A 10,853-nucleotide genomic window follows, 5' to 3' on the forward strand; every position below is an offset into this window, starting at 1 on the left:
CCGTTCCCGCCGGCCCCCCCCCCACCCCCGGCGCCCATGGTGTCGGCCCCGCCGATCCCGCCGGCGCCGCCGATGCCGAACAGCCCGCCGGTCCCTCCGGCGCCGCCGGTACCCCCGACGCCGCCGACGGCGTCGGTGGCGCCGCCGGCGCCGCCCACGCCGCCGACGCTGAACAGCCCGCCGGTTCCGCCGTTGCCGCCGGCCCCGCCGTTGTGCAGGGTGCTGAGCCCGCCGGCCCCACCGGCGCCGCCGGAACCGAACAGCCCGCCGGTCCCGCCGGCGCCGCCGGTACCCCCGGCGCCGGTGGCGCCGAACCCGCCGGTCCCGCCCACGCCGCCGGTGCCGAACAGCCCCGCGGCCCCGCCGGCCCCGCCGTTCTGGCCGGTCGCGCCCGAGCCGCCCGCCCCGCCGTTTCCGATCAATATCCCGCCGGCCGCGCCGTTTGCCCCGGTCCCCGGGACTCCGTTGGCACCGTTGCCGATCAGCGGGCGCCCCAAGAGCGTCTGGGTCGGGGCGTTGATGACGCTGAGCACGTCCTGCTGAAAAGTCTGCAACGGCGACGCGCTGGCGGCCTCAGCGGCCGCATAGGAACCCGCTCCTGTGTTCAAGGCCTGCACAAACTGGCCATGAAACGCCGCCGCCTTGGCGCTGAGCGCCTGGTAGGACTGCGCGTGCGCGCCAAACAACGCCGCGATGGCCGCTGACACCTCATCGGCGGCCGCGGCGACCACTCCGGTCGTCGGGAGCGCCGCGGCCGCTGTCGCCGCGGAGATCGTCGACCCGATATTCGCCACATCCGTAGCCGCCGCCACCAGCGCCTCCGGCGCCGCGATCACAAACGACATCTGACACCTCACAATGCGTCACGACCAATAAGTCATGACGATAAGGAGGATCGCCCAGTCATCATCGACCAATCGGCAGGAACTCACTTTATCGCGGTCTGCGGCAAGACATCCCGGGGTTTCCCGAGAATTTCCCGCTTTTTCGTCGCGCGCGGCTCGCTGACTTCACTGTTGACCAGCGCGGCCAACCATGGCGCATTCACCGCTCAGATCCCTCGTGTCGATGGAGTCGGCGACGCCGACCAAGATCAGAGGACGCTGAGCTCGGCGTGAGATACGGCCCGCGCTACGCGTTGTCGCCCATGACCGCGCCCTCGCGGCGCGGGTCGGCGCCGCCGGTCCACTTTTCAGCGCTCCCAGAGCTGCGGGTGATCGCCGAAAGTCCGCTGGACTGATCGGCCAGGTTGACCTGATGCCCCAGCGCGCGCAGGCCCTGCACCAGCGGGTCGTGGTCGCCGTTGTCGGCGGTGTTGATCTCGGGATCCTCGCCGCCGACATTGGTCTGCGGCGAGTTCTGCGCACCGAAATCGACCAACGACACCGCCTGCTGCGGGTTCAGACCCCAATCGAGCATCGCCACAAGGGTTTTCACCACGAACTGAATGATGATGGAACCACCGGGGGAGCCGGTCACCGCGTACAGCGGGCCCCGGCCGGCCGGCGAGGAATCGAACACCAACGTCGGCGCCATCGCGCTGCGCGGCCGCTTGCCGGGCTGGACGCGGTTGGCGACCAGCGACCCGTCGGCCGCGCGGGGGTCGGCGGCGAAGTCGGTGAGCTGGTTGTTGAGGATGAAGCCGTCGACCATGTGGAACGAACCGAACGTCGACTCGACGGTCGTCGTGAACGCGGCGGCATTGCCGTAGGAGTCAATGACGCTGACGTGGCTGGTGCCGTGCTCCGTCCCGGGCGGCGCGACGGTGGTGGACACGCCGAAGTCTCCCGGCTTGGCGGTGCTCATGCTGTGCTGCGGCGAAATCAGCGCCGCGCGCCCGGCCAGATAGCCCGGGTCGATCAGCGCACCCGGGGAACCGCCGGGCTGCCCGACGAAATCGGGGTCGGCGACGTATTCGTCCCGGTCGGCATACGCCAGCCGCTCGGCTTCGGAGACGAGGTGAACGCCCATCACGCTTGGGCGACCGCCGTTGAGGTCGACGTGGGTGGGCGGGTAGTCGCCCAGCGGGAAACGCTCGAGGGTGCCCAGCGTGGCCGCGACCGCGATGCCGCCCGACGACGGCGCCGGCATGCCGCAGACCTGCCGGCCGCGGTACGCGGTGCACACGGGGTCGCGTTTCTTGGCGACGTAGCCCGCGAGGTCTTCGTTGGTCAACAGGCTCGGCGTGCGGCCTTCGGACGTGTCGCGCGCTTCGGCGACGATGTCGTGTGCGATGTCGCCGGTGTAGAAGGCGTTGACGCCTGCGGAGGCTATGGCGGACAAGGTTTTTGAGTATGCGGGGTTCGTCAGCCGCGTTCCCGCGGCCTTGGCGCTGCGGTCCGGGTTGAGGAAGTATCCGCGCGCCGCCGCGTCGACGCGCAGTGGTGCCGCGGAGTCGGAGATGGCGGCGGCCAGCCGGGGGCTGATGTCGAATCCGTTGTCGGCCAACGCCGTCGCGGGGGCGAAGAGGTCGCGCCATGGCAGGTGTCCGTGGTCGTTGTGCACGAGCTCGAGCATCCGCGGGATGCCCGGGACTCCGATCGATCGTCCCGAGGCCCGCGCGTTGGGTTTGGGCGCGGTGGGGTCTGCGTCGCTGACCCAGCGCAGGTAGTTCTCGGTGGCGGCGGCGGGGGCGGTTTCGCGGCCGTCGTAAGCCTGCACCGAACCGGCGCGCGCGTCGTAATAGACCGCGAACCCGCCGCCGCCGAGCCCGGAAGACTGCGGTTCGACCAAACCTAAGACCGCTTGGGCAACCACCAGGGCGTCGGCGGCGGTCCCACCGTCTTGCAATACCCGGCAGGCCGCCTGAGTCGCCAGCGGATTGGCGGTGGCCGCCGCGTAATGTGCCGTCCTCACGACGGTCATGTCGCTGCGGTAGCCGGTCGCGACCTCGGGGGCGCCCGCCGAAGTCGCCGTGACCGAAGGCCTTTGGGGCGCCGTCGTGCCGTTGGGCACGATCTCGCACGGGCCCGCGGCAGGCGGCGCCGCCGCGTGGTGGCCACCACACGCCGCCAGCGTCAGCACCAGCGCGGTGAGCAGAGCTCCGGTTCGGGGCGCGTTCAAGCCACGAAGTGTAGTGGACCAGGTCTTGGCTTGATCGTTGACGGTGGCTCGGCGACATCCCATGAGCAACGCCGTCACATCACCTGCCCGCACCCGACGAGATCGATCGCGTCAAGCACGTTCTGGCGCTGCGCGGTTGGCCGATCCGCGACGAGTTTCCGCCGCCCCTGCGCATGTCAGGCGGTGTATCCGCCGTCGACGTTCCAATTGGCTCCCGTCACGAATCCCGACTCCGGGCCGGCCAGGAAACTCACCACGGCAGCGGTGTCATCGGTGTGTCCGTAGTGATCCAACGCCATGACTTGGCGCATGGCGTCAGCGAATTCGCCCTCGGCGGGATTCATGTCGGTATCGATCGGGCCCGGCTGCACATTGTTCACCGTGATTCCGCGCGGCCCGAGTTCGCGAGCTAGACCACGGGTCAGGGATGCGACCGCGCCCTTGGTCATCGCGTACACGGCCAAACCGGCCACCGGGACGCGATCGGCGTTGATGCTGCCGATGTTGATGATCCGCGAACCCTCGCCGAGGTGACCGATCGCGCTGCGGATCGCCGAGTAAACGCCGACGATGTTGATCGCCACCGCGCGGTCAAACTGCTCCTGTGGGTAGTCGTCGATCGGCGCGATGTACGCGGTCCCGGCGTTGTTGACCAAGATGTCCAATCCGCCGAGGTCGGCGACGGCCTGCTCGACCGCCGCGCCTACCTGTGCCGGGTCCGCGCTGTCGGCCTGGATGGCCACCGCCTTGGCCTCGTTGGCGGTCACCTCGCTGACCAGCTTGTCCGCCTCGGCTGCCGAGGACGCGTAGGTGAACGCCACCGCGGCGCCGTCGGCGGCGAGCCGGCGCACGATTCCGGCGCCGATTCCGCGCGAGCCTCCGGTTACCAGTGCTCGGCGTCCGGCTAGGGGTGCTGTGCTCATGTCCCGTTCCTCTCAAGGTCGTTTCGAACCGATCGGTTACAAAGTATGATGAGGTCAACTCCGTTGTCGAGCGGGAGACACCCGCTGTGACCGGGATCACGGAAGGCGGAACATGGCGGTAGGGCGACCCCGGTCGTTCGACCCCGACAGGGTCGAGGACATCGCGATGAAGCTGTTCTGGGATCGCGGCTTCGAGGGTGTGTCGATCAGTGACTTGACCGACGCAACCGGGGTGAACCGCCGCGGCATCTACGGCGAGTTCGGCTCGAAAGAAGGACTCTTCGAACGGGCCAAGCAGCGGTACATCAATGGCCCGGGCGGCTACATGGCAACGGCGCTCACCCGGACGACCGCGCGCGAGGTTGCCGAAGCCATGGTGCACGGGGCGGCCGACGCGACATCCGGCGACCCGGACGGCTGCCTGCTGGTCGGAAATGCGGCCGGACTGGCCGAGTTTCGTGATGCGGCCGCGCGCGAGCTGGCACGCAGGTTCGACCAAGCGGTGGCCGCCGGCGAACTGTCCGACGTAGACACCTTGTTGCTCGCTCGCTGGATCAGCGCCGTCTGCCAAGGGATTTCGATCCAGGCCCGCAGCGGTGCCGACCGTGGGGAACTGCACGCGATCGCCGATCTGGCCTTGGCGGGCTGGCCGAAGTCCTAAGGCGGCCTATGCCGCGGCCCGCCCGAGCGTCTTCGCCGCCTGATCGAAACGGCTCAACACCGTCTCGGCGACCAACCGGTGTGCACCCAACGGTTCGGCCAGCGCGAGACCGGCGCCGTCGGCGAAGCGCCGCACCCGGTCCGGTAGCAGTCCGGGGGCCAGGAACCACGGCGCGACGACCACCCGGCGCGCGCCCTGCCGACGCAACCGCCCCGCGGCCTCAGCCAGCGACGGTTCCGGACTGGTCACGAAGGCCGTCGTCGCGCCCACCCAGTTCGTGCGCGCCAACAGGTGGGGTGCCACCTGCCGGGTGCGGGCGTTGGCCAGCAGGTCGGATGACCCGATCGCCGCGACGAGCACGCCGACCCGGTCGTCGAGCCGGGACACGCCCAACTCCGTAACCCGTTGCCGCAGCAGCGAAATCAGCCGAGGGTCTTCTCCCAGCGCGTCGGCTTGGGCGACGTTGACCGCCGAGTGGGAGATCTGGGCGGGGATGTCGATGCGCGCGTGGTAGGCGTTCGCCAGCAGCAACGGTGTCACCACCGCCTCACCCGACAGGCCGTCGAGCACCTCGGTCAGGCTCGGCGCGTTCAGTTCGCAGAAGGCCAGCCGCACGTCGAGCCCGGGCCGCATGCGCGCCACCCGCTCGGCGACGGCCCGCGCGTTGGCGGCCGATCGTGGATCCCTGCTTCCGTGCGCGGTGAGCACGAGCGTTTTAATGGCGCCGCTCTCCTCCGCAGGCGGGTGGTGCCCACACCTCATCGCTGCGTCCCCCTCGCCGCTTCGCGGCTGGGGGTGCCCCCACTGCATCGTCGCCGGCGCGGGTCATCACGACGCGTGCAACCCGCATTCCGTCTTGGCCAGGCCCTGCCAGCGCCCGCTGCGCGGGTCGGCGCCCTCGACCGGCTTGGCGGTGCACGGGGCGCAGCCGATCGACGGATAGCCTTCGTACACAAGGGGATTGACCAACGCGTCGTGCTCGTCGATGTAGTTCTGCATGTCGTCGTCGGTCCACGCGGCCAGCGGGTTGATCTTCACCAGCTTGAACGCCTCGTCGAAGCTGATGAAGGGCGCGTTGGCGCGGGTCGGCGCCTCCACCCGGCGTAGCCCGGTCACCCAGGCGGAGTAGCCACGCAGCGCCTTGCCCAGCGGGGCGACCTTGCGCAGCCGGCAGCATTCGCCGGGGTCGCGGGCGAATAGGTCCTTGCCCAGCAGCTTGTCCTGCTCGGCGACCGTGTGCTCCGGAGTGACGTTGAGCACCCGAACGTCGTACACCGACTCGATGGCATCTCGTGTGCCGATGGTCTCCACGAAGTGGTAGCCGGTGTCCAGGAACAGCACCGGCACGCCCGGGCGCACTTTGGCGGCCATGTCCACCAGCACGGCGTCCTGCATATTCGAGGCCACCACGTAGTTGCACGTCGCCCAGCCGCGCGGCCCGTTGATGCCGCCGAAGTTCTCCTCGGTCCACTGCAGCAGCTCGGTCGCGTCGGCGCCCTCGAGTTCCGCGGCGCCACGGGCGGCCAGGTCGCGCAGTTCGGCTTCGGTCAGCTTGGTTGCTTGGCTCATCGCAGATCTCCTTCCTCGGCGCGAACGACCCACTGCGCGAATCTTTCCCCGTCGGAACGGTGTTTGACGAAGCTGCGTACCACCCGTTCGATGTAGTCGCCCAGCTCGTCGCTGGTGACCTTGTGCTGGCGCAGTTTTCGGCCGAAACCGCTGTCCAGGCCGAGGCTGCCGCCCAGGTGTACCTGGAAGCCCTCGACCGACCCGCCGTGACCGTCGTCGACCATCTGGCCCTTGAACCCGATGTCGGCGACCTGAATTCGCGCACACGAGTTCGGGCAGCCGTTGATGTTGATGGTGATCGGCACGTCCAGCTCGGAATTGATGTCGTCGAGCCGGCGCTCCAGTTCGGGAACCAATTCCTGTGCCTTGCCGCGGGTTTCGGCGAACGACAGCTTGCAGAACTCGATTCCCGTGCACGCCATGACGTTTCGCCGCCATTGCGAAGGACGCGACTGCAGACCCAGCGCCTCCACGCCGGCGATCAGCTCGTCGAGCCTGTCGTCGGGCACGTCGAGGATGACCAGCTTTTGGTAGGGGGTGAACCGGACCCGGTTCGAACCGGCTTGCGCGGCAAGCTCGGCGACCGCCGAGAGGATGGTGCCCGAAACCCGGCCGGCGATCGGGGATACCCCGAGGGCGTTGAGCCCGTTCTTGAGCCGCTGCACCCCGACGTGATCGATGGGATGCCTGACGGGCCCGGGGGCCGGGCCGTCGATCAGGGGGCGCTTGAGGTACTCGGTTTCGAGAACCTCGCGGAATTTTTCTACACCCCAGTCCTTGACCAGGAACTTCAGCCGCGCCTTGGACCGCAGCCGGCGATATCCGTAGTCGCGGAAAATCGACGTCACCGCGGCCCACACCTCGGGCACCTCATCCAGCGGAACCCAGGCCCCGAGGCGCTGGGCCAGCATCGGGTTGGTGGACAGGCCGCCGCCGACCCACAGGTCCAGGCCGGGGCCGTGCTCCGGGTGGTTGACCCCGATGAATGCGATGTCGTTGATCTCGTGCGCGACATCCTGCAGGCCCGAGATCGCGGTCTTGTACTTGCGCGGCAGGTCGGCGAAGTCGGGCTTGCCGATGTAGCGGCGGACGATCTCCTCGAGCGCCCAGGTGGGGTCGATCACCTCGTCGAGCGACTCGCCGGCCAGGGGTGAGCCCAGTATCACGCGGGGGCAGTCACCGCACGCCTCGGCGGTCTGCAGGCCGACCTGGTCGAGCCGCCGCCAGATCTCCGGAACCTGCTCCACCTCGATCCAGTGCATCTGCAGGTTCTGCCGGTCGGAGATGTCGGCGGTGTCGCGGGCGTATTCGCTGGAGATCTGGCCCAGCGTGCGCAGCGCCTCGGTCGTCAGGGCGCCGCCGTCGCAGCGCACCCGCAGCATGAAGTATTTGGCCTCGAGCAACTCGGCGTTGTCGTCGCCGGTGAAGCTGCCGTCGTAACCCTGCTCGCGTTGGGTGTAGAGCCCCCACCACCGGAAGCGCCCACGCAAGTCGGATTTTTCGATGCTGTCGAATCCGGCCTTGGCGTACACGGTTTCGATGCGTTCGCGCACCTCGAGCGGGGCGCCGGCCTGCTTCATCTCTTCGTTGGGGTTGAGCGGCTCACGATCTCCCAGCGCCCACTGGCCTTCACTGCGGGCCTTGTTTTGGGCCCTAGCGGGACGGGCTGTGGTCATTTCGGGGGCTTCTCCTCTTCGCGAACGCTGCAGACTTGGACGCGCGACTCACCGGTTTTATTTCGGCGGCGCAGATCCGGCGCCTGGACGTACAGGGGGCGGGTCTACGACATCAAGGGAGACAGCAGGAGCTGCAAACACGCTTGAGATCGATATGCCGCCGCGCCACGAGGGCGATACGCATGCTGGGCTGGGCGGCGGTCACCGGCCCATTGTGCCATGGATGCGGACCAGCGGTGCCACCAGGTCAAATTTGCCCTCACGATGAACAAAACTAGCGAACAATCCTTGGTGATCCGGTGGACGAAGCCGAGAATTGCCTGAGAGCTGTTCCCGGCGTGCGATCATTTGGCATGCCCCTTCACGAGGCCCCGGTCGAACTGCCCGCCCTACAGCCGGGTCCCGGGCAGCCGTTCGGGCTGTACCTGCACGTCCCGTTCTGCATCACCCGGTGCGGATACTGCGATTTCAACACCTACACGCCCGCCGAGCTGGGTGGCGTCAACCCGGACGCCTGGCTGAGCGCACTGGGATCGGAGCTACAGCTGGCGGCCGCACGGTTGGACGGACCTACCGTGGGCACCGTATTTGTCGGCGGCGGCACACCGTCGCTGCTCGGGGGCGAGCGGCTGGCCACGTTGCTGGACATGGTGCGCGAGCACTTCGAGCTGGCGCCGGACGCCGAGATCACCACCGAGGCCAACCCCGAGTCGGCCTGGCCGGATTTTTTCGGCAGGATCCGCGACGCCGGATTCACCAGGGTGTCGCTGGGCATGCAATCGGTGGTCCCGCACGTGCTGGGGGTCCTGGACCGCATTCATACGCCGAACCGATCGGCGGCCTCGGCCCGCGAGGCGCTGGAGGCGGGGTTCGAACACGTCAGCCTCGATTTGATCTATGGGACTCCGGGGGAGTCCGACGACGATCTGCTGCGCTCGGTCGACACCGCGGTCGAGACGGGCGTCGACCACGTGTCCGCGTACGCCCTGGTCGTCGAGGAGGGCACCGCACTGGGCCGGCGGGTCCGGCGCGGGGAGCTGGCTGCTCCCGACGACGACGTGCTGGCCCGCCGCTACGAATTGGTCGACGAGCGGCTGTCCGCGGCGGGGATGACGTGGTACGAGGTGTCCAACTGGTGCCGCCCGGGCGGCGAGTGCCGGCATAACCTCGGCTACTGGGACGGCGGGCAGTGGTGGGGTGCGGGCCCGGGCGCGCACGGCTACGTGGGTGCCACCCGCTGGTGGAATGTCAAGCACCCCAACGCCTATGCCGAGGCGCTGGCCGGCGGCGCGCTGCCGGTCGGGGGTTTCGAGCGGCTGGACGGCGAAGCCCTGCACACCGAGGACGTGCTGTTGAAAATCCGCCTGCGCCAAGGCCTGCCGGTTGACCTGCTGGGTGAGGCCGAACGTCAACGCGCCGAGACAGTGGTCGCCGATGGGTTATTGGTAGCCGACGGCGACAGGCTGGTGCTCACTCCCCGGGGACGGCTGCTCGCCGACGGAGTGGTGCGGACCGTGCTGGGCTAATAGCCCGGGAACCAGTGCGCGACCATGCGGTTGATCTCGATGTAGAGCGGGATGCCGATGGTCACGTTGTAGGAGAACGTCAACGCCAGTGACGCCGCCAGCGGCAGGGTGGGACTGGCCTCCGGGATGGCCAGCCGCTGGACCGCCGGGACCGTGATGTAGGACGCGGCGCCGCACAGCACGGCAAACAGGACGTACGTACCCGGCTGGAAGTGGGTGTCGGTGAGGTCGGCGTAGAAGTAGGCGGCAAAGATCCCCAGCGTCGCAAACACATTGGGCGCCAGCAGGCCGAAGGCGATGAACCCGGGGCCGGCCGATCGCAGATCTCTGAGCTTGCGGGACGCCGTCATCCCCATCTCGAGCAGGAACAGGCAGAGCACACCCTGGAACGCCGCCACGAAGAGCTCGTTCTGGTCGTGAACGACCTTCTGTCCCTGCAGTGCACTGATGAAGCCGACGATGATGCCGCCGATGAGCAGAATGAGCCCAGGGTTGAGGAACACTTCCTGCGCGATCTCGCGGGAGAAGATCGGCATCCTCCTGGCCTTGCCGCGCGGCGGGCTACGGTCGGGCTCCCAGTCGGGATGCTCCAGCTTTTCCATCGAGAATTCGAGCTCCTGCTCCACACCGCGTTCGTCCTCGGTCGCGAGCGTCTGGCCGGGCTGCGGCCGGGTGGCGGTGCCCGGCCCGACGCCAGCCTTGATCAACGGGGTGTACCCGGGCTCGTCGGGCATGTAGCCCGCCTCGTTGAGACCCCGGTGTCGCAGCCGCACCACCAGGTACAGCGCCACCAGACAGCCAGGGATCTCCATGACGGCCAGCAACACCGGCATGTAGGCGTTGAAGGCGATGCCCACGCCGGCCAGGACCGCCACGCAGGTGGCGAACGTTCCCGCCGAGTCCGAGCCGTAATAGCCGGCGACCGTCGCCCGGTCGACTCGCCGCATCGTGGTGATGTACTTCAGCAAAACGTAGGCCAGGCAGCCGATCACGAAGTTCAAGGCGAAACCCATCACCGTGAACCCGGCGATGTTGTCGATGTCGGCCGGCTGGACCTTGGCGAGTTCTTCGCCCCCCTGCCAGCCGATGGAAACCAGCAGGTAAATGGTCAGGCCCTGATAGATCACGTACGGGAACTCAAACCGCACCTTCAGAATCGGGATCAAGAATCCGAAATAGAAGAAAAGCAGCAACGGCTTGAAAAGATTGTGCGTGAAGTTCTGCCAGAACTCCTGAAGCATTGGCGCCTCGCGTTGACTCAGTTGGGCGATGGGAAAACGACTAGTGACGCCGGGCGTCCAGGAACATCAATAGAACCATGAGGACTTACCGGACCTGAGTCAACGCATTAACGAACACTTAACAACATTGTTCCAGCAACCCTGTTCGGTTGGGCAGAGCTGGTAACCACGCAGAGCGGCGCGGTGTGAACCAC

10 protein-coding genes are annotated in these 10,853 nt (G+C 68.0%); 2 read left to right on the forward strand and 8 right to left on the reverse strand.

Annotated elements, in window-relative coordinates; all coding sequences use genetic code 11:
• From A5764_RS10290 to A5764_RS10300, 3 genes are all read right to left on the reverse strand, one after another.
• Positions 1-845: PE family protein (locus A5764_RS10290; protein WP_156664604.1), on the reverse strand; the 845-nt coding region annotated here is incomplete at its 3' end.
• Between the two features lie 286 nt (positions 846-1,131).
• Entirely contained in the window at positions 1,132-3,126 is a 1,995-nt protein-coding gene (locus tag A5764_RS10295; RefSeq protein WP_082951633.1) for a gamma-glutamyltransferase family protein, read from the reverse strand.
• Between the two features lie 113 nt (positions 3,127-3,239).
• Positions 3,240-3,986, reverse strand: a complete 747-nt coding sequence (locus A5764_RS10300; RefSeq protein WP_067112605.1) for a 3-oxoacyl-ACP reductase family protein — start codon at positions 3,984-3,986, stop codon at positions 3,240-3,242.
• Between the two features lie 112 nt (positions 3,987-4,098).
• Here A5764_RS10300 and A5764_RS10305 point away from each other — a divergent pair, with 112 nt between their 5' ends.
• Positions 4,099-4,647, forward strand: a complete 549-nt coding sequence (locus A5764_RS10305) for a TetR/AcrR family transcriptional regulator (protein ID WP_067112608.1) — start codon at positions 4,099-4,101, stop codon at positions 4,645-4,647.
• 6 nt (positions 4,648-4,653) lie between these two features.
• Here the strand turns inward: A5764_RS10305 and A5764_RS10310 are convergent, their stop codons facing one another.
• The 4 genes from A5764_RS10310 to A5764_RS30040 form a co-directional block, all read right to left on the reverse strand.
• Positions 4,654-5,409, reverse strand: a complete 756-nt coding sequence (locus tag A5764_RS10310; RefSeq protein WP_082951632.1) for a sirohydrochlorin chelatase — start codon at positions 5,407-5,409, stop codon at positions 4,654-4,656.
• 66 nt (positions 5,410-5,475) lie between these two features.
• Positions 5,476-6,216: a phosphoadenylyl-sulfate reductase gene (locus tag A5764_RS10315; protein ID WP_067112611.1), complete on the reverse strand. Its 741-nt coding sequence runs from the start codon at positions 6,214-6,216 to the stop codon at positions 5,476-5,478.
• Positions 6,213-7,892, reverse strand: a complete 1,680-nt coding sequence (locus tag A5764_RS10320) for a nitrite/sulfite reductase (RefSeq protein WP_067112613.1) — start codon at positions 7,890-7,892, stop codon at positions 6,213-6,215. Before A5764_RS10320 ends, A5764_RS10315 begins: the two co-directional genes overlap by 4 nt.
• Before the next feature lie 112 nt (positions 7,893-8,004).
• Positions 8,005-8,076, reverse strand: a complete 72-nt coding sequence (locus A5764_RS30040) for an Ms4527A family Cys-rich leader peptide (protein WP_369807300.1) — start codon at positions 8,074-8,076, stop codon at positions 8,005-8,007.
• Positions 8,077-8,245: 169 nt separating this feature from the next.
• Here A5764_RS30040 and hemW point away from each other — a divergent pair, with 169 nt between their 5' ends.
• Positions 8,246-9,418 (forward strand): radical SAM family heme chaperone HemW, encoded by a 1,173-nt coding sequence (hemW, locus tag A5764_RS10325; protein ID WP_067112615.1) that lies wholly within the window; start codon positions 8,246-8,248, stop codon positions 9,416-9,418.
• On the opposite strand, the gene A5764_RS10330 is transcribed toward hemW, so the two are convergent.
• The gene (locus tag A5764_RS10330; RefSeq protein WP_067112619.1) at positions 9,415-10,659 is read right to left on the reverse strand and encodes a sodium-dependent bicarbonate transport family permease; all 1,245 of its coding nucleotides are present in this window, start codon (positions 10,657-10,659) and stop codon (positions 9,415-9,417) included. The genes hemW and A5764_RS10330 overlap by 4 nt on opposite strands.
• Positions 10,660-10,853 lie beyond the last annotated feature (194 nt).

The sequence above is a fragment of the Mycobacterium sp. 852002-51057_SCH5723018 genome (assembly GCF_001667035.1).
Lineage (GTDB): Bacteria > Actinomycetota > Actinomycetes > Mycobacteriales > Mycobacteriaceae > Mycobacterium.